The following is a 19,542-nucleotide window of genomic DNA, read 5'->3' on the forward strand; positions in this document are numbered from 1 at the left end:
TAGTTGATCTCATTATTCACCTATTTTCCCAAAACTTTAAATAGCAAATGCACAGTATGCTTTTAAATTTATTCCATTAAACTTTAACCATATTTTTAAGGATTTGGGCTGTCCGTTCTAATCCAGACCTGGGTACGTCCCAAGGCGGAAATCCCCATGTAGCCACGCATACGCATACGTTTGCCATCAGCACTGAGTTGTGCCTTACCTTTATAGATATTGCCTGTTTTAGGTTCTAGAACACGACCATCAATATAATGGTCTGGATTTTTTGGATCTTCTTTTAATCCCCAGGCGATCTGGAGACCTAGGATGGGTTTATTTTTAAAAGGTTCAGGGCACTTGACACAGTTGGTCAGTGTGGCTCCCCCATTTAGGATGGGATAACGATAGACAATGGTTCCTGTATAAGTACCATCAGGTTTCTTTTTAACTTCGACAATTGAAAGCTGCTCGCCTGTACGGTCATCAATGCTTTTCCAATACCCTTCGGGTGTTGCAGCAAAACCACCTGTTGAGAGCACCGCCAAAGAAATTCCCATGATTCCATTCATGAGTGAGTTTTTTTGCATAAAACGCTCCATAATGCAAAATAGTTCTGTCTTATATATATTTATTCTAATGTGTATAGACAGTCAACACGATCAATGGATATTTGACTGTCTAAAACGAGCATAAATTTTAACTAAATCACATATTTAAAAATAAACGATTAAGGTGACGCACTATCAGTTCTAATCCAAACCACTGAACGGCCAAGTAAAGAAACTCCGATATAACCTCTTAATTTTAAACGTTTCCCATCTGCACTCAGATGTGCTTTCCCTTTATAAATTTTGCCAGTACCTGGATCAAGCAACTTCCCATTTATATAATTACTAGGATCTTTAGAATCCTGCGTAATGCCTGTCATAATCTCCAAGCCTAAACGGGGTTTATTGGTATAAGGAGGTGGACATTTTACGCACAATTCATTGCCTGAACCCCCTCTAACATTTGGATATACATAAACTGTTTTGCCCCGAAAGGTTCCATCCGCAGCTTTTTTAATTTCTATAATTGCAAGTTGCTCACTCGTACGATCATCAATACTCTTCCAGTAACCCTCTATTGAAGCTGAAAAGATAGTAGTTGATAGCAGAGATAAAGAAATTCCCACGATTCCATTCATGAATAGTTTTTTTGCATATGAAACTCCATAATACAGAATAGATCTACCGTATATATTTATTCCAATATCTATAGACAATCAACCAACTAAGGGATGTTTAGCTGTCTAAAAATGAAATGAAATTTATACCAAATCCCATATTTTAAAATAAATAATCAAGGTGTCGCGCTGTCTGTTCTAATCCAAACCACTGTACGGCCTAAAGCTGAAATCCCAACATAGCCACGCATAAAGAGACGCTTGCCATCTGGGCTTAGGCGTGCTTTACCCTTGTAAGTTTTACCTGTTTTGCTTTCAAGGATATGTCCCTCTATATAGTTGTTGGGACGTTTCGGGTCTTCCACCAACCCAGTCAATACTTCAAGTCCCATACGTGGCTTATTGGTATAAGGTGCTGGACAATTCATACAGTGTGTCACCACAACGCCCTGGGCACTTGGAAAAATATGAACAATCTTGCCACGATAGGTATTGTCAGAAGCCTTTCTAATTTCAATAATTGTCAGTTGCTCACCCGTTCGATCATCAATACTGCGCCAATATCCCTCAATCGAAGCGGCATAAGAAACAATGCTAATAAAACAACCTATTAACCCCAAAACACATTTCTTCAATAATTGGTGACTCATCTTTTCCCCTTTCTGCTCTTTTAAAATAGCATTGAGTGATTACTCTAATCGGCGCGGGAATTTACCATATTTAAAAAAATATCAACGTTATAAAGTTAACTTTTAGCTACACTTCAGTCTATCAGGTCTCATTTTGGAACTACTTTTTAACAATACAAACTTTGCATCATTGTCTTGGTCCAGCATGTATAATCTTTTTTTTATAAATATGGGTTAGGCATCAATGGAGTTACAGATTCTACAAAAACAGTTAGATGAAAGTAGCCATTGTCCACTGTGCCATGCTTCCATGTACTGGATTGAGGCAGAACAATACACACATGAACTGCAATTTCATGAATGTAGCCACTGCCAGCATCGCGTTTTTAAACAGGACAGCAACCTAAATTGTCATTGTGCCTCCTGTACAGCACAGCGCAAGAAACAGACCCAACAAACGCGATTGCAGGAACAGCGTAAAAACAAGGTAAAGGATGAGGTCATTTACAGCCTTGATCAGCTGAGTTTTCTCAACAAGTTATTCCTGCTCAGCCTACTGGATCAGTATGCGCGTGAAGATGTCCAGCATGATGAACTCATTCATTGGAAAAATTGCAAATATCACGAAATTACGCCGAATTATCTATTTCAGAACCATCTTGTTCAGGAACTGCTGAAAGCAGGCATTTTAAAACCACAGGATTCAGGCATTGAGACTGAGCATTATTACTTGAATGTTCGTCTTGATGGTTATGCTGACCCAAGTCTTTTTAGCATCACACAGCAACTGCGTCACTGGTTTTATGAAAACCTGAGTTTGGGTATTCCATTCCAGACCACGGATGAAGTGAAAGATAGTCTTTACCTTGTTCTATATCAGGAAATTGTTCAGTTTATGCAGTTTTACTGCCGTACCTGGGGCATCCAGATTGCAGGGAATCGACATTTTCAGGGCTTCTGTTATCGCTTGATGGAAAACCTTGCGGTAGGACAGATTTACTATTTAATCCAGACTGCACTGGAATATCTGTACAAACAAAAGGCATTACAGCCCCGAAATGACAAGTTTATCAACACCAACCTGCTCAAAAAGACGCTGGAACAGTATCGGGAACGTGCCTTGACTGAACGCTGGGAAACCTCCACCTTACCAAGACCACATAATATTCCATTTAGTAAAATGAGTGAGATTCTGCTGTTTAAGTTTCTTGGTTATGATGAGCGTATTTTCATACAACCTGTGTGGAAATCATGGCGTAAAATCGAACCACGCCTCAGTTTTTATTCTGTAAAACGTTGTATGTATTGTGGTTCAAATGATCTGGTGGTGGATTATGATGCCAAGGATTATGTCTCGCTGATCTGCCGCCATTGCAAGCATCAAGACCACTATTTCACACGTTAAAGCTTTTAAGGATTTGCGATGTCATCAAAACAACAACTGATCGAACAGATTATTCAGGCGTGGCATGAACTACAGCGACAAACGCCTTTGGTTCAGTGCATGACCAATAGTGTTGCCAATAATTATGTGGCCAATATCCTGCTGGCGGCTGGCGCGTCCCCTGCCATGATTGACAACCCATTTGAGGCGGAAAGTTTTACGCAAATCAGTTCAGCCCTAAGTATCAATGTCGGAACACCGACGACTGAACAAACGCAGGCCATGCTGATTTCGGCACAAACAGCGCAACAACATCAAGTGCCGTGGGTGCTTGATCCAGTGGGTTATGGTGCGGTTTTAAAATGGCGGAGTGAAACGGTTGACCAGCTTCTGCACTTTAAACCGACCATTATTCGGGGCAATGCCTCTGAAATCAGCACACTTGCAGGCAGCCAGGTACAATCAAAAGGTGTTGACAGCACCCTCGATAGTCAGGATGTCTATGCTCAGGCAAAAAGCCTATTACAGCATGCTGAATGTATTGCAATCTCAGGTGAATCGGACTACCTCATTTCCAGACAGCTTGATGCCGTGATTAAAGTGAATGGCGGGAGTGATTTGCAGCCTAAAATCACCGCAACAGGCTGTGCCCTGGGAGCATTAACGGCGGCATATAGTGCGGTCAGTTGCCCACTCATTGCCGCACTTGCCTCACATACCCATTTTGCAATTGCGGGAAAACTTGCCTATGATCAGGCACAAACCGTTGGCAGCTTTAATGTCATGTTTATGGATTATGTGCACATGCTTGATGAAAACCTGATTCAGCAATATGTGGATATTGAAATACTGGAATAAAGCCCTGCCATACAAACAGCGCCTTAAGCTTATTTCAACAGCAGGTAAATATCCGTGATCAGGTCACATTCATCCACATCATGGATAAAGTTGTGATAATGGAAAAATACGGGAAAATCGCCAGCTTCCAGTTCCGATTGCGGTAACCAGTCACGATATAAATAATAGACACTGTCTTTTATATTGTCATGACTGCCTAGATGGCGTATCACCGCATATTTTCCTTTAGGGATGATACCTGACTTAACCCCGTATTGATTTTCAGGCACATCTGTATTGATTGTACCTGCGATATCAAAACGGAATTCTGCGCTTGGCGTTTGTTCAGGGTCCGAGAATGGAATACCGTAGGTTTTACTTTTCAAGATTGGAGATAAGCGTGTTTCCTTACGCCACGCAATAAATTGGGCAGCGGTTTCAAAAACACGTTCTGGCGCGCCTAAGTGTGAGATAAATGCGATTTGCTCTTCTGGTCTTTCAACAATGTTCACGTTCATATTGAGTTCTCTCTGAGGTAGGGAAAAAACAAACCTTTGGTGCCAGGATTGCCAGGCTGGCTGTTCCCTAAACGCACTTGGAGTTTGATCAAATGAACGTTTGAATGCTCGGCTAAATGCTTCAGGACTATCAAAACCTGCCTCCAGGGCAATATCAATAATCTTGGTATCAGTTGAGAAGGCGAGTTGGTAGGATGCCCGTTTAAGACGTGACATCTGAATAAACCTCATCACATTCACACCCGTATTTGCCAGAAAAATGCGGTGAAAATGAAACTTGGACAATGCGGCAACCCGACTTAAAGTTTCCACATCAAGTTCATCGTCCAAATGCTGCTGGATATATTCACATACCCTTTGCAATTTCTGGTCATATAGCGTCATACATTTAACTTATAAGCGTTCATTTGATAGAGGCTAATTTGCCAGATTCAGATTTTTCAAACTTGATCAGGATTGCGCTTTTAACTCCTCACCTAAATTTCTGCCTTAAAATAATATTCTTTTGGCACATCCAGTATTTCTATACAGATCAGATGTAGCATTTTCCTGCCTCTATTCAATAAACAATAAGGCTAAACGCACTTGATCATAAGCCATACGTGGACTGGTTGCCTCTACAATTGGACGCAGCTTGATTGAGCCATCTTCAGTGAAATGTTCAGGATTTTGGCGCTTTTGCAATTTCTTATAGATTTTGCGCACCTCTTCCACTACTTCATCGCCAGGATGGGCGACTGAAATATCCAGATTCTGTTCTTTGTGCAAACGTGCCAAATGATTGATGATGGTTGCAGGGGTCAGTCCTCTTTCACTGGCAATATCTTCAATATCATAACCCTCTTCAAACAGCGCCTTGGTTTCATCCAGAGTTGCGGTGGCATAACTTTGCTTTCCACCCTTGCTAAGTTTTTTCTCATTACGGCTAATTTCAGTCGGATTTAACGTACCACCACAATGACGGATAAAGGCATTTTGCTGTGGGGTTAAATCAACATTTTCAAAATTGACTTCGGCTTCAGCAGAGAGTTCCTGAAAACGGCGATCCGCCTTAATGGCCAGACTATCCAGCTCCAAGGCCTGATCATTAAAACCCAGTAGTTTTAAGCCATTCAGGGACTTTAACCGCGATAAAGCCACATAGCCCTGACCTTTTTCAAAGGTATGGGTCAGGTTGATTTCTGCGGCTTCCAGTGTCATGCCCTGACTTTTATGGATGGTGATTGCCCAGGCCAAACGTAAGGGAATCTGCTGAAAACTGGCAATCACCTTGCCTGCCTCGTTTTCAATCGACCATGTTTCTGGCTCAACCAATAAAGTTGTACCATCGGTCAATTTTACTTTAGGCAAAATACCATTCTGATCATCTTCCTCAAAACCAATCACTTCTCCCAAGCTGCCATTGATATAGCCCAAATCAAAGTTGTTTTTCACAAACATTACTTTGGCATGCTTTTTTAGGGTCAGTTCTTCAGGCGCACGTACAGACGATTTCAATGTTTCGATCAGCTTTTCATTACCATCCAGCACCGCATTAAACTGATGGCTTTCATTGTCAATCTCATTCAAATGTTGATAATTGATATTATCGACATCCATATTATGGGTATATAAACGGGTAAAGGTTTCACCAATATCCTGCTGGCGTGATTGCTGTAGCGCTCGGATATGGTCGGTTTGAATACTTTGCGCCCGAATCGCATTTAAAATCTGGTTGAGGATTTCATCATCCTGACGGTGTTGTTCGGTGAGATAACACACCCGAAATTTCGCCTCCACCCAGGCCTCAGACATAAAGCAGAATTTATCCCGATTGGCTTCACCATTACGCCCGACTGGTGGCAACTGGAAAAAATCGCCAGCGACAATGACCTGAATACCGCCAAACGCCTCATCACTTTCTTTAAAGTATTTTAATACCTGATTGACCAGATTCAGCTGCTTGGCATGCAGCATTGAGATTTCATCAATGATGAGAACCTGCGCATTTTCCAGATGCTCTTTTAAATATTTACGCTCTTTCATACGCTTGAGATCATCATCACTCAAACTGTCTTTAATCCCAATACCCGCCCAGGTATGAATGGTCATGCCATTCATGTGCGTTGCGGCAATCCCTGTAGATGCAGTAATGGCAACAGGCACCTTGCGTGCCTTTAGATAATTGATGTATTGATTAAGCGTATAGGTTTTTCCTGCACCTGCTGAACCCGTTAAAAAAACATTTTCTCCAGCTTTCAATAGTTTCAGTGCAGTCTCTTGTTTCATAATTTCATCAGGTAAAAGTAGCAGCCCATAGCTTACCGATTTTTTCTCAAAAATAAAAACCTAAACCGATCTGGAAAACCACTCATATCTCAGATTGCCATTGACATCCAGATGTTTTCATTTAATGTATTGATGAATGAATTTAGACTTTATATCAAAAATGAATACTTCAAATTTTTATACTTATCAACCAGATATCCTAGGGGATGGTTATCAGCAACTGACCCTGAACTTTGCTGATGATTATGATGGGAAAGTTGTTGCGACATTGGTTCGAAAAAAAGCTGCTCAAGCAACCAAAAAGGCTGTGTTGTACGTTCATGGCTTCACGGATTATTTCTTTCAAAAAGAAATGGCTGAACAGTTCAACCAGCATGGCTATGACTTCTACGCACTTGACCTTAGAAAATATGGGCGTTCCAAACTCCCCCATCAAACCCTGTATTACGTGCGGGATTTACGTGAATATGATGCTGAAATCAGCAAGTCACTGGAGATTATCGGTCAGGAAAACCATAATCAGGTTTTGCTTGCTGGACATTCAACAGGTGGGTTGATCACAACCCTATATGCAGCACATTATCCTGACCATCGTCTGGTTAAGGCGTTATGGGCAAATAGTCCATTTTATGATTTCTTTAAGAGTATCATTGAGAAAAAAGTGGGGATTCCACTGCTGAGCGAATTTGGCAAGCGTTTCCCAAATGCCAAGTTTCCAAGTGGCCTAAACCCGTGGTATGTACCAAGTTTGCATAAAAAATTTCATGGTGAATGGGAGTTTAATCTGGAATGGAAACCTGAATCCATGCCATTTGTACAACTGTGCTTTGTTCATGCCATCCATGAAGCGCAAAAAGAGATCCATAAAGGGATTACACTGAATATTCCAACCCTGATCATGCATTCACATCAATCCAAATACCCTAAAAAATGGGGAATTGATGCCCAGCAAAGTGATGTCATTCTTGATGTTAAGGACATGACCAATAATGCCAAAAAAATGAAAGGTGATATACAAACCTTATCAGTACACAACGGCTTGCATGATCTGGTACTTTCAGCCCCACCAGTACGGGAAAAAGTCTACCAAGACTTATTTGCCTGGCTTGAGCAAAAGATGCCTTAACTCACTTCCAATATAGTGACCTTATAAACCATGAATACAATAGCAGCTTCATTACCTAAAACAGTTTATGCAATTCAACATCTTGCCTTTGAGGATTTAGGTTCTCTGGAAGATGCTTTTTATCAACTTGGTTTCCGCGTCCGTTATTTCGAGGCGGGTGTTGACGATCTTAGCCCAGCCCTCAATTATGAGGGTTTAACCATCATCCTCGGTGGTCCGATTGGTGTTTATGAAACTGAGGACTACCCTTTCCTGATTGATGAGATTGAGTTGCTTAAACAGCGTTTGGCAGCCAATAAACCCACGATTGGTATTTGTCTGGGGGCGCAGTTAATTGCACATGCACTGGGAGCCAAAGTCTATGCTGGACACCAAAAAGAGATTGGCTGGGGCAAACTGGACATTCAGCCTGTTGCTGAAAATATTCTGGCAGCGCTTGAAGATACCCATGTATTGCACTGGCATGGCGACACATTCGACTTACCAGATCATGCGACCTTATTAGCAAGTTCAGATGTTTATCCTCATCAAGCCTTTGCTGTTGGAAAGCAGATTTTAGCCTTGCAGTTTCATCTGGAAGTCAGTCAACACAGTTTTGAAAAATGGTTGATTGGTCATACCTGCGAAATACGTCATGCCAATTTGTCTATTCCCCAGTTAAGACAGGATAATCTGCTTTATGCAGCCCAATTGGAAAATCAGGCACAAAAAATTATCCAGCGTTTTTTAGAAAATCTTAGCCATTAAAATAAAATAGTGGAAATCAAAAAGCCTAGATGATCTAGGCTTTTTGATTTTTGAATGATATGTCCTGGACTATTCACCTGCCAAAGAACATTCAAAGTTCGCCTTATCCACTGAACAACGTGCTTTCTTCAAAACAGACATCATGCCCGCATCGTAGATCCCACGTTGTGTTAGTTCAATACGACCATCACGCATCATTTTTTGGTATTTCAGTTTATCTTCAGGCGTTAAGTCCATTTTATATTTTGCAGGGATTTCAGATTCCAGACGCTTAATGGTTGCGAATGTTTTTGGAAGCTGTTTTACAAACCATTCACGAGATTTTTGACCAAAGCCTGCTGGAAATTTCTCAGGGCGTAATACAAGGTTTGCTGTCACTTGCAGCACAGGGAAATTATACATCACACCGTTTGTACCCAGCCCCTTACTTAACTCTAATGGTTTGTAGGCATAGGCTGGCGCACCAATCATATCAACCTGACCATTATTAAACTTGGCGGCAAAGTTTGAAATGTCAGAAAGTACCGCTTGAGCACCAACACGTTGTACAATCAGTTTCTGTGCATCGTCATAGCCCAAGACAGCAAACTTTTTACCTGCTGCTTTTTCAATTGAGTTGATGCTTTTATCACGAACGAAAATATAAGCTGAGCCTAGTGGTGAAATGCCCGCTACTTCATATTTGTTACCACCAAGATTGGTGGTCATTTTGGCGGCGTTACGTGCATCTGAAACGAAAGTGATTGCGCGCTTTGCAATCTCATCACTTGGAACACCACCTAATGAGTCAATAGAACCCACATATTTATTATATGGACGTGCACGCATGGATGTCATTGCAACCGCATCGCACTTGGCTGCCTTAAAGTCATTATCAGCAACAGCTTCATCTGTAATTGCCATTAAATTGACATCAGCACCCCAGCCTTTTGCTGCCAATGCCCAGTCCTGCATCATTTTATAAGCCTCACCAGACTTTCCCAAGATGTCAAAAACACAGACATCCACTTTTGCCTGAGCAGAAATCGACATTCCCATAAGAAAAGTCGTTACGATGGCTAGTGCAACTTTTTTCATATTTTCTTCCTTTCACAAACCTTATGTTTGTTTTCTTCATTGGGCACTGAATGTGCCTTTCTACTCATAACGATTATCCAAATCATCGTTATTTATTTTTTGCCGCATTTTATAATTACAGTAGGATCAGTCAATTATTTAAGTGCCTGAACAACAGGTTGGCTATTCTCCACTTAAAGAACACTCAAAATTTGTTCGTTCCACTGTACAACGGGCACGTTTCAGAACTCCCATCATCACTGGGTCATAAACTCCCAATTTAGTCAGTTCGATTCGCCCATCTCTCAACATTTGTTGATAACGACGTTTATCTTCAGCAGAAAGCCCCTGCTTATATTTGGCAGGAATTTCTGCTTCCAGACGCGCAACGGTGGCAAAGTTTTTGGGAAGTTGCTTAATCGCCCAGTCACGTGACTTCAATCCAAAATTAGCAGGGAATTTGTCTGGGCGAATAATGATGTCGCCCGTTAAATTGATAACAGGAAAATTAAACATGGCACCATTTGCCCCTAGACCTTTTGCAATTTCCAATGGTTTATAGGCATAGGCTGGTGCAGCAATCACGTCCACCTGGTTATTATTAAATTTCTTGGCAAAATCTGAAATTTCAGAAGGGACACCGACCAGTTCCAGACGTTCCACAATCATTTTCTGGGCCTGGTCATAGTGTAAATAGGCAAACCGTTTACCTTTGCCTTTTTCAATGGTATTGATATTTTTATCGTGTACAAACACATAGGCCAAACCAATTTGAGCGATAACAGCAACCTCAAATTCATCCCCCTCTACCTTTGTCACCATACGATGCTTATTGCGGGGGTCTAGTACATAGGTAATGGCTTTTTGCGCAATCGAATTGCTGGTGATTGCACCCAAGGCATCAATTGATCCCGCAAACTTATTGTATTTACGGGCACGCATTGATGTCATGGAAACACCATCGCATTTTCCGTCTTCAAAATCATTTTGTGCCTTGGCTTCATCCTGATATGGAATCAGGTTTAGATCAGCATTCCAGGACTTTGCGGCCAATGCCCACTCTTCGACCATCTTATACGACTCACCAGCCTTACCCAGTAAATCGAATACACAAATATCGACTTTCGCATATGTTGTCGTTGAGAAAACTGTCATTAAGGCTGCAATCAAAATTCCGTTTTTCATTACGAATCCTAGTGTTATTCTTAATCTATTCAATCCCATAGAAAAACATAAACTGTTTTAAAACGTGGTCTATTTACTTAGGGGATTGGTGAAGCTATTTTTAAATATAAAAAAATGTTGTAATAGTTCTTATCAAGCCATTTTAGTATCATTTTCCGACATCGCATTTTTATGACATTCAATAAAGAATTAGAAAAAACTGTTCCTGGCACCTATATCGCCCTGATCTTGGATGTTGTATCCCGTTGGGATATTTCTGCAGATGAATTATTAAAAGACTCAGGTTTCCACGCAGAGCAGCTGGTACAACCCTTATGGCGTGCAGATGCCAAGATTGTCATGGGCATCCTAAAGCGGGCACTTGAACTTACACAGGTTCCAACTTTAGAGTTTGGTTTTTATTTAGGCATGCAAATGACCATTACCTGTCATGGGTTAATGGGAATGGCTGCCATGCTGGCTGAAAATGTCAAACAGGCACTCAATGTTGCCCAGGAATTCATTTCACTCCAATCCAGTATACATACCATTAAACTGGAAATTGTGGATGATCATGCGCTTATCACATTTGAACAAACTGAAGCTTATTATCTGGATGAAGTCATCCAAATTGCTTTATTGCTTGGGTTTGCACAAATGGGGAAAAGTATTTCTGGACATACCCTAACAGGCTTTGCTGATGTCCAATTTAATAAACCTGACTATTTTGATAAATTACTTCCCTTAATTCCTGGCAAAGTAAGATTTAATCGCCCTGTTACCTGCCTAGAATTTAAAAAAGAAATTTTAGATATTCCCCTACTTCATTCAGATGCAATTGCAGGACGTTTCGCAAGAGAAGAATGTAAATACCAATTACGTAAGCTTTTAAAACAAAACAGCTTTATCAGTACAATACAAGATCTAATTTATGATGAGGCGATGGGAATCAGTCCTTTATCAGATATCTTAGAAAAAATACAAATCTCTGAGCGTGCTTTACAACGAAAATTAGAAAGTGAAAATACCAGTTTTAGAGAATTAGTAGACAAAGTAAGGTGTGAAAAAGCAACGCAATTACTCAAAAATCCAAATTTATCACTTGAACATATCGCAAACCATCTTGGTTATACCAATACCAAAAACTTCTCACGTGCATTTAAACGCTGGACAGGAAAGTCGCCAAGACGTTATTGAGTTTAATAGCTAGCCCTGAATAAATAAAAAGTCATAAGCGTCAAAAAAGCTTACTGGTGAATGCTCGAATCGCCAGTAAGAAAGATAAACCTTATATTGTGCGCCATACCCAAACTTATTTATTAGCCTGCGTTGACTGTTGCATCTGTGCCGTATTCTGCTTTTGCTGTGATGGCATATAATCTGGTTCATTACTGACCGCAAGAAAGAAGAAAACCAGGAATAAACAGCCAAGTAAAATACTAATCCCAACAGTAAGGTATGGGAATTTTGCTTGCTCTTGAGACATATCGTCTGCTCCTATTTAAATACTAAAATTCAATGCTGCATTATCTACATCATGGATAAAGCCCTGTAACTGGCACCATTTTGAATACGGGTTTGCATATATTCAGCATAGACCGACAACTTTTCAAAAATGTGTTCTGAATAAAACATATCCTCAATTAAATGAGCGGCCTGTTTTTGGCTAAACTGGCCAATCTGTGCCACCAGTTGCGCATTCAGGTTCGAAAACAAAGTACAAATAACTTTATGAAACTCATCTTTGTTTTTAAACAATAATTTTCGAGTATTAATTAATTTATCATTAATACTACGCTCTGCTGTATCACAGCAAATCACGTCAATTTTTATCTGCAAATACTCCTGCAAGATTTGAATTTGATGCTGGTCTACAGGTAAATGTGTAATCAAGAAAAGATGGGAAATATCTGTTCGACAAAGGGCTTTGACTAAAGTTCGAAACAGAAAATTAGCTTCCTTTTTAGGCTGTTCAACCAAATCCACATAAAGTTTTAGGCTTTGGAGCACTTCTTCAATTTTTAAATTGACACTTTTCTCAGCCTGATAATATTGATTCAGGATCGCCAGAACAGCGGTTGAAATCGGTGTTGTATAAATCACGGGCTGATTTAAATTGGCAATAATAAATGGGGCAAACAAATACCCAAGATTATTGTCATTTTCCTCTATTTTTGCTTGCACAATATAAGCGACTTTCTCTTTAGAAAAGTCTCTTAATACCTTGCCTCGTAACAAGGTTGCTTCAAGATTTACATAGTCAAGATGTAGCTGTTCTTGTACTGCTTGCGAAACCTCGCCATCCTGAAAAAGCTGGGTTATCGCATTAAGTTCTTTAGTTACAAACATCGCCCTACCCACCTTTCAGCCAAACCATTGTCTTTTGATTGATCTGTACGTTTTGTACACTATTTAACAAGCCGTACCGTTCTTAGTGTTATTTTGTAGAAGATATCAATCGCTGAATAGCTACAGAGGCTGTCTAAAAAAATATAACAGATGTTTTATTTTTGCTTTGTCTGTTATAAAAAAATCATAAGAATGTGTATCTACTCCTACACACCATAACAGCAGATGATGAATAGAACTGAAAATGGTTCTGCATGAGAATTGAGCACACCGACTCTAATCTTATTTTTTAACCATTTAAGAACTGCTCTTTCACATTTTCCTAGCGACTGCTTTTGCTGGTCTGTTATAGGAGAGGATATATGGATCTCGGTCTCACTGCTTTAGAATTAGCCCGAATACAGTTTGCATTTACTGTTTCATTTCACATTATCTTTCCCGCCACCTCGATAGGTCTCGCCTGTTTCCTTGCCATGCTGGAATGGAAATGGCTTCGTACTCAAAACCCGATTTACAAAGATCTGTTTAAATTCTGGATCAAAATCTTTGCCGTTGCCTTTGGAATGGGGGTCGTATCTGGGGTGGTGATGAGCTACCAGTTTGGTACCAACTGGAGTGAATTTTCCCGTATTGCGGGAAGTGTGACTGGCCCCTTACTAACTTATGAAGTGCTCAGTGCATTCTTCTTGGAAGCGGGCTTCTTGGGCATCATGCTGTTTGGTTGGGGACGAGTCAGCCCCAAAGCCCACTTCTTTGCCACCTTGATGGTCGCCATTGGTACTTGTATCTCCATGTTCTGGATTCTCTCCTCCAACAGTTGGATGCAAACCCCGCAAGGTTTTACCATTGAGAATGGCATCATTATTCCAACCGATTGGTGGGCGATTGTATTTAATCCCTCTTTCCCTTATCGCTTTGCCCATATGGCAGCCGCTGCATTTTTAGTGTCCTCCTTACTGGTGGTGGGTACTGCTGCATGGCATCTGATCAAAGGCCGTCGTGATGAACTGGTCAAAAAATCCTTTTCAATGGGTCTATGGATGGTGCTTGTTACCTCGTGCTTGCAAGTGGTGATTGGTGATAATCATGGTTTAAACACTCTGAAACATCAGCCCGCCAAATTGGCCGCTATCGAAGGGCATTGGGAAACCAATCACAATGAGTCTATGCCACTCCTTTTATTTGCCATTCCTGATATGAACAGTGAAGAAAACCGCTATGAAATCGGCATTCCTCATCTTGGCAGTCTGATCCTGACCCACTCCATAGATGGCAAAGTGACAGGCCTAAAAGATTTCGCACCTGAAGATCGTCCGAATGCCACCATTGTATTCTGGAGTTTCCGTGTCATGGTTGGACTTGGCATGTTGATGGTGCTGCTCTCGTTTATTGCCTTATGGCTACGTAAAAAAGGCAAGCTTTATGGTTCATCTTGGTTTCATAAATTCGCTTTTGTCATGGGACCTACAGGCTATATTGCCTTATTGGCGGGATGGGTCACTACCGAAGTTGGCCGTCAACCTTGGGTAATTTATGGGGTGATGCGCACCAAAGATGGTTTGTCACATACGGTAACTGCTGATCAGGTCGGGATCAGCTTGATCATTTTCGTGGTGGTCTATGCCATGGTGTTTGGTAGCGGTATTTACTACATGCTGAAACTACTGAAAAAAGGTCCTGAATTTATTGAGGCGATTGATCTTGAGCCAGCAGGTCATGGCCATTTTAAAACCCCAATGCGTCCTTTAAGTGCGGTTGATGAAAGTATTGATCAGCAAGACCCGAATAAGGAGAAACACCATGATTGATTTATCTCTGATTTGGGTCGGCATTATCGGTCTCGGTGTCCTGATCTATGTCATTTTGGATGGTTTTGATCTCGGGATCGGGATTCTATTCCCTTTCATCAAAAGCCGCGAAGAACGTGATGTGATGATGAACACCGTCGCGCCTGTCTGGGATGGCAATGAAACATGGATGGTACTTGGTGGCGCAGGCTTGTTTGCAGCCTTCCCATTGGTCTATTCAACTGTACTGTCTGCGTTGTATATGCCGATTACCCTGATGGTGATTGCCCTGATTTTTCGTGGTGTTGCCTTTGAGTTTCGTTTTAAGGCGAATCGCACCAAGCATTTGTGGGATCAGGCTTTTATCTGGGGTTCAATTCTGTCCAGCTTCCTGCAAGGCGTGATTTTAGGCGCTTATATTCAAGGCATCCAAACCACCAATGGGATTTTCTCAGGTTCAGGTTTAGATTGGTTCACTCCTTTCGCCTTATTTACGGGGTTGGGTGTGGTTGCCATGTATGCGGCTCTCGGTTGTGGCTGGCTGATTATGAAAACCGACCATGAACTACGAGATCAAATGTATGGGCTGATGCCTAAGCTGATCATTTTGCTATTTGTAGTCTTTGCAGGTGTCAGTCTCTATACCCCACTGACCCATCCTGAAATTGCAGCGCGTTGGTTTGCCTTACCGAATCTCCTGTATTTTAGCCCTGTACCCATCTTAGTACTACTGTTTACATTCTTAATTTTAAAAGCATGTAAAGAGCGTCAAGATTTTAAACCCTTTATCTTTACCTTAGCCTTAGTGTTCTTGGCCTTTACTGGATTTGTGATCAGCCTCTGGCCGAATATCATTCCGCCATCGGTCACGATTTGGGAAGCCGCAGCACCGCATTCTAGTCAGAAATTTGCATTGGTTGGTGCAGTAATTCTCATCCCAATCATTATCGCCTATACCATCCTGTCGTACTGGGTGTTTAGAGATAAAGTACGGGTCGGAGATACGGGTTATCACTAAGGAGCTGCTTTGCATGAAAATTAAATCTCTGCATTTAAGCCAAACGCAATGGTTTATAATCTTATGGTTAGTTGGTTTTTTTGCACTCGCCATCATTGCAGGTCTCTTTAGACTGCTATTGATGTTTGCTTATTAAAAAAGAGATGGAGCAGCTTGCATAAAAGCTGTTCCATCAAGATGGATTCACTTTACTTTATGTATAAATCAGAACAATTAGCGCACAACCTGAAACTTCTCATTGAAAATGGATCATGGCAGCCGCACAGCAAACTTCCTTCTTTACGTGAGCAAGTGCAACGATCAGGGTTTAGCTTAATTACCGTGATGAACGCTTACCAAGAACTGGAAGCGCAAGGATTGATTTATTCAAAAGAAAAGTCAGGTTATTTTGTCGCTGAGCAAAATCATATTCAGATTCCACAGGCCTATTCGGTGGTCTCTTTAAATCCCAAAATTGAAATTAACTCCTTGGTGTTTAAATACCTGAAGTCGATTCAATCCAAACAGGTCAGCCCACTAGGTTCTGCATTTCCAGATAGTCAATTACTCTATCCCCCCAAACTGATTCAGATCATGGGACAACTTTCCCGCAATCGCCATAGTTATGATCAAACCACCAACCTACCACCTGGGAATTTAGCACTCAGAAAACTCATTGCTCAACGCTATTGTATGCAAGGGATTCCAACCGATGCAGATGACATTGTCATTACATCGGGTGGTTTAGAAGCATTGAATCTATCCCTGCAAGCAATTACTCAACCAGGTGACTATATTTTATTGCAGCAAACCATCTTCTATGGCGCATGGCAGGCAGCTGAACGTTTGGGACTCAAGGTGATTACCCTCCCAGAACATCCACAACATGGCTTTGATATTGAAGCTTTTGAACAAGTCATTAAAAACTATCCGATCAAAGTGTGCTGGTTTATGTTGAACGCACATAACCCGATTGGCTTTACCGTCAGCGATGAGATCAAATATAAAATTGCCAAGCTATTGCATGAACATCAAATTCATTTGATCGAAGATGATGTCTATGAAGAACTGTTTTATGGCAATCAAAAGCCGCTACCCATGAAGTATTTCGATCAGCAAAATCTGGTGTTGCACTGCTCTTCTTTTTCTAAAACCTTGGGTTCGGGGTTCCGTATGGGATGGGTCTATGCTGGCAAATTTTCCGAACATATTCAGCATTTGCAATTAATGAGCACCATTTCAGCCAATGCGCTGATCCAGAATGCACTGGTGGAGTTTCTCTCCCATCATCATTATGAAAAGCATTTAAGAACGCTTAGACGGGCTTTGGAAAAGAATAAAAAACAATTCTTTCAATATCTCAAACAACATCTACCGAAAGACTGTAAGGTATATAACTATCCAAGTGGCTATTTTCTCTGGATTCAGTTGCCAGACAAAGTAAGCAGTATGCAAATCTATGAACAGCTGATTCAACAACAGGTCGGCGTTGCGCCAAGCCCTTTATTTAATGTGTTGCCCTCACATCAACATTTTATTCGTATGAATTGTTCCTTTGAATGGACAGAACAGATTCAGCATTCGTTAGAACGCTTTATTGAAACGGTTCAGTTGGCGATGTCGGATGAATCAGCCTTGGACAAATAGCTTTTCCGATACTGACTCGGTGTTTCCCCAAACATTTTTTTAAAGGCGCGAATAAAATTTGTGGGTTCTTCATACCCCACCAGAGCTGCAACATCCTGAATAGTATATTGTGGCTGTTGCAGTAACTTTTTGGCTTGACTAAAACGTACCTCAGCCAAAATCTGCAAGAACGTCGTTCCTTGTGCTTGTAAATGTCGCTTGATGGTTCGTTCAGACATATTCAACCGCTGTGCAATCAACGCTAATGTCGGATAAGTATTGCCAGCTTTATACAACAACTCAGAACGAATACTTTTCTGCAGGTCTCGCACCGATTCTTTGAGTAATTTCAATTTGTCATTTTCGCAATACAATAATGCCTGCTGGAATGCGACTTGATCAGCATTAGGATTTTTACAATGCAGATATTGCTTGGGGAAGCGCAGGCCATTGCGTTGCTGATTAAAATGAATCTTGATCTGAGATAAATCGATACGTTTATAATTTTGTGCATCGGCCCAATCAACAAAGACCTCACAACGTTCAACAATTTTTTCAGAAAACAAAGCTAAAAAATGAATCGCCCCAAATAGCAAACTTTCAATCAGAAAGTGTCGTAATTGATCAGATTGCTGTTCATTGCCAAATTTAACAGGATGTACACCATCCAAATAGACATAGACAAAGTCTTCATCCATGTACCATTCAGGGGTAAAGTTCTGGATTCGTGTACAGAAATACTGTTGGCACAGCGTTAATGCAGTTTCAACATCCGTACAGCTCAGAAATGCAAAACCTAAGGCTCCATGCGAAGTGGGACGTAATTTAAAACCATATTCAATCCCAAGCCTTGGATTATCCGTCAGCCTTAAAGCATTCACCACTAGCTTTGACCATTGATGCGCACTCATTTTGGCATCGGCTTGTTTCATTTCTGCCAGCACCAATCCTGTACCAGATAAAACTATTTCAATATCAATGGCATAATCATGCACAATTTCTAATAATAAATGTGCATAAGAAACCGAGATGGTTTCTTGAAACAATCCAAAAGGATCTCGCATCGCACATCCACTGTCCTAAAATGATCATCAATATGGCATAGTCACACCTATTGTGCGAGTGTTTTATTCGAAATAATGACTGCAATCAATCAACCATCGCAGAATGAGGAAGCGCTTCAATGACCACCATGACGCTTGATCAACAGCAGTCTATTTATGTTCTCACCTTAACCAATGGCGATCAGGAAAATGTCTTAAATCAAGATGTGCTGAATGAATATATCGAGATCTTTGATGAGATCGAGCGCCATTCGCATAATGCTTGCCTAGTCATTCGAAGCGACTACCCCAAGACTTTTTGCAATGGCTTAGACCTCGCATGGTTAATGCAGCAATCCATGCAAGATAAAAAAGCTTTTACCACGCAACTGGAAAATATGCTGCTGCGCTTGGCCTTGCTTAACCTCCCTGTCATTGCGGAAATTAATGGCAATGCTTATGCAGGCGGTGCAATCTTGGCATCGGCATGCGACTTCCGCTTGATGCGGGCAGACAAAGGACGCTTTTGCTTTCCCGAAGTCAAACTCACTATTCCTTTCACTGACTGTATTGCAGAGATTGTGCAGCTCATTCCCAATCAACATGCGATTTGGGAGATGTCATTAACGGGTAAATCTATGACTGGACTCGAATGTTTAGACGCACATGTGGTTCATCAGATTCATCCTGCCGAATCATTAAATACTGAAGTATTTAAGTTTGCCGAAGAGATGTCACAAAAGCATCGCCTAACCTATGCCGTGATCAAACGTCAGTTACGCCATCGCATTGTTGAAATTGCCAAACAACGACAGCTCTACAATCCAGAAAAATTTGCACATCCTTTTATGATTTAACGAC

General features: G+C 41.1%; 19 protein-coding genes. 9 read left to right on the forward strand and 10 right to left on the reverse strand.

Features of this window, described 5'->3' with window-relative positions; translation table 11 throughout:
* Nucleotides 1-95: 95 nt before the first annotated feature.
* The 3 genes from QLH32_RS03585 to QLH32_RS03595 all read right to left on the reverse strand — a co-directional run bounded on the left by QLH32_RS03585 (nucleotide 96) and on the right by QLH32_RS03595 (nucleotide 1,800).
* Entirely contained in the window at nucleotides 96-572 is a 477-nt protein-coding gene (locus QLH32_RS03585; protein ID WP_283268121.1) for a DUF2147 domain-containing protein, read from the reverse strand.
* A 140-nt stretch (nucleotides 573-712) separates the two neighbouring features.
* Nucleotides 713-1,171: a DUF2147 domain-containing protein gene (locus QLH32_RS03590; RefSeq protein ID WP_283268122.1), complete on the reverse strand. Its 459-nt coding sequence runs from the start codon at nucleotides 1,169-1,171 to the stop codon at nucleotides 713-715.
* A gap of 155 nt (nucleotides 1,172-1,326) precedes the next feature.
* The gene (locus QLH32_RS03595; RefSeq protein ID WP_283268123.1) at nucleotides 1,327-1,800 is read right to left on the reverse strand and encodes a DUF2147 domain-containing protein; all 474 of its coding nucleotides are present in this window, start codon (nucleotides 1,798-1,800) and stop codon (nucleotides 1,327-1,329) included.
* 223 nt (nucleotides 1,801-2,023) lie between these two features.
* Between QLH32_RS03595 and QLH32_RS03600 the strand changes: the two genes are divergently transcribed.
* Both QLH32_RS03600 and thiM read left to right on the forward strand, forming a co-directional pair.
* On the forward strand, nucleotides 2,024-3,184 hold the full coding sequence (locus tag QLH32_RS03600) for a hypothetical protein (protein WP_283268124.1): 1,161 nt from the start codon (nucleotides 2,024-2,026) through the stop codon (nucleotides 3,182-3,184).
* An 18-nt stretch (nucleotides 3,185-3,202) separates the two neighbouring features.
* Nucleotides 3,203-4,021 carry a hydroxyethylthiazole kinase gene (gene thiM / locus QLH32_RS03605; protein WP_283268125.1) on the forward strand — a complete coding sequence of 273 codons (819 nt, stop codon included), beginning with the start codon at nucleotides 3,203-3,205 and terminating at the stop codon, nucleotides 4,019-4,021.
* 29 nt (nucleotides 4,022-4,050) lie between these two features.
* Here the strand turns inward: thiM and QLH32_RS03610 are convergent, their stop codons facing one another.
* Together QLH32_RS03610 and QLH32_RS03615 are read right to left on the reverse strand one after the other, a co-directional pair.
* A complete protein-coding gene (locus QLH32_RS03610; RefSeq protein WP_283268126.1) occupies nucleotides 4,051-4,902 on the reverse strand; it encodes an AraC family transcriptional regulator in 852 nt (283 codons plus the stop codon).
* A gap of 171 nt (nucleotides 4,903-5,073) precedes the next feature.
* Nucleotides 5,074-6,786, reverse strand: coding sequence for an AAA family ATPase (locus QLH32_RS03615; RefSeq protein ID WP_283268127.1), 1,713 nt, complete (start codon nucleotides 6,784-6,786; stop codon nucleotides 5,074-5,076).
* Between the two features lie 160 nt (nucleotides 6,787-6,946).
* On the opposite strand from QLH32_RS03615, the gene QLH32_RS03620 reads away from it, so the two are divergent.
* Both QLH32_RS03620 and QLH32_RS03625 read left to right on the forward strand, forming a co-directional pair.
* The gene (locus QLH32_RS03620) at nucleotides 6,947-7,912 is read left to right on the forward strand and encodes an alpha/beta hydrolase (protein WP_283268128.1); all 966 of its coding nucleotides are present in this window, start codon (nucleotides 6,947-6,949) and stop codon (nucleotides 7,910-7,912) included.
* A 30-nt stretch (nucleotides 7,913-7,942) separates the two neighbouring features.
* Nucleotides 7,943-8,659 (forward strand): glutamine amidotransferase, encoded by a 717-nt coding sequence (locus QLH32_RS03625; RefSeq protein WP_283268129.1) that lies wholly within the window; start codon nucleotides 7,943-7,945, stop codon nucleotides 8,657-8,659.
* A 69-nt stretch (nucleotides 8,660-8,728) separates the two neighbouring features.
* Here the strand turns inward: QLH32_RS03625 and QLH32_RS03630 are convergent, their stop codons facing one another.
* Both QLH32_RS03630 and QLH32_RS03635 read right to left on the reverse strand, forming a co-directional pair.
* Entirely contained in the window at nucleotides 8,729-9,736 is a 1,008-nt protein-coding gene (locus tag QLH32_RS03630; RefSeq protein ID WP_283268130.1) for a putative solute-binding protein, read from the reverse strand.
* A gap of 162 nt (nucleotides 9,737-9,898) precedes the next feature.
* Nucleotides 9,899-10,900 carry a putative solute-binding protein gene (locus QLH32_RS03635; RefSeq protein WP_283268132.1) on the reverse strand — a complete coding sequence of 334 codons (1,002 nt, stop codon included), beginning with the start codon at nucleotides 10,898-10,900 and terminating at the stop codon, nucleotides 9,899-9,901.
* Between the two features lie 171 nt (nucleotides 10,901-11,071).
* On the opposite strand from QLH32_RS03635, the gene QLH32_RS03640 reads away from it, so the two are divergent.
* Nucleotides 11,072-12,076: a helix-turn-helix transcriptional regulator gene (locus QLH32_RS03640; protein WP_283268134.1), complete on the forward strand. Its 1,005-nt coding sequence runs from the start codon at nucleotides 11,072-11,074 to the stop codon at nucleotides 12,074-12,076.
* Nucleotides 12,077-12,191: 115 nt separating this feature from the next.
* On the opposite strand, the gene QLH32_RS03645 is transcribed toward QLH32_RS03640, so the two are convergent.
* Together QLH32_RS03645 and QLH32_RS03650 are read right to left on the reverse strand one after the other, a co-directional pair.
* On the reverse strand, nucleotides 12,192-12,365 hold the full coding sequence (locus QLH32_RS03645) for a hypothetical protein (RefSeq protein WP_267979778.1): 174 nt from the start codon (nucleotides 12,363-12,365) through the stop codon (nucleotides 12,192-12,194).
* 44 nt (nucleotides 12,366-12,409) lie between these two features.
* Complete coding sequence (locus QLH32_RS03650; RefSeq protein ID WP_283268135.1) at nucleotides 12,410-13,228, reverse strand: hypothetical protein; 819 nt, start codon at nucleotides 13,226-13,228, stop codon at nucleotides 12,410-12,412.
* A 362-nt stretch (nucleotides 13,229-13,590) separates the two neighbouring features.
* On the opposite strand from QLH32_RS03650, the gene QLH32_RS03655 reads away from it, so the two are divergent.
* The 3 genes from QLH32_RS03655 (at nucleotide 13,591) to QLH32_RS03665 (ending at nucleotide 17,659) form a co-directional block, all read left to right on the forward strand.
* On the forward strand, nucleotides 13,591-15,036 hold the full coding sequence (locus QLH32_RS03655) for a cytochrome ubiquinol oxidase subunit I (protein WP_283268137.1): 1,446 nt from the start codon (nucleotides 13,591-13,593) through the stop codon (nucleotides 15,034-15,036).
* Nucleotides 15,029-16,033 carry a cytochrome d ubiquinol oxidase subunit II gene (gene cydB / locus QLH32_RS03660; protein ID WP_283268138.1) on the forward strand — a complete coding sequence of 335 codons (1,005 nt, stop codon included), beginning with the start codon at nucleotides 15,029-15,031 and terminating at the stop codon, nucleotides 16,031-16,033. The genes QLH32_RS03655 and cydB overlap by 8 nt, the downstream gene beginning before the upstream one ends.
* 195 nt (nucleotides 16,034-16,228) lie before the next feature.
* Complete coding sequence (locus QLH32_RS03665; protein ID WP_283268141.1) at nucleotides 16,229-17,659, forward strand: aminotransferase-like domain-containing protein; 1,431 nt, start codon at nucleotides 16,229-16,231, stop codon at nucleotides 17,657-17,659.
* Here the strand turns inward: QLH32_RS03665 and QLH32_RS03670 are convergent.
* A complete protein-coding gene (locus tag QLH32_RS03670) occupies nucleotides 17,620-18,702 on the reverse strand; it encodes a helix-turn-helix transcriptional regulator (protein ID WP_283268143.1) in 1,083 nt (360 codons plus the stop codon). The two genes, QLH32_RS03665 and QLH32_RS03670, sit on opposite strands and share 40 nt — an antisense overlap.
* Before the next feature lie 119 nt (nucleotides 18,703-18,821).
* Here QLH32_RS03670 and QLH32_RS03675 point away from each other — a divergent pair, with 119 nt between their 5' ends.
* A complete protein-coding gene (locus QLH32_RS03675) occupies nucleotides 18,822-19,538 on the forward strand; it encodes an enoyl-CoA hydratase/isomerase family protein (RefSeq protein ID WP_283268144.1) in 717 nt (238 codons plus the stop codon).
* The last annotated feature ends 4 nt before the right edge of the window (nucleotides 19,539-19,542 follow it).

It is taken from the genome of Acinetobacter corruptisaponis (assembly GCF_030053775.1).
In the GTDB taxonomy this organism is placed as follows: Bacteria; Pseudomonadota; Gammaproteobacteria; order Pseudomonadales; family Moraxellaceae; genus Acinetobacter; species Acinetobacter corruptisaponis.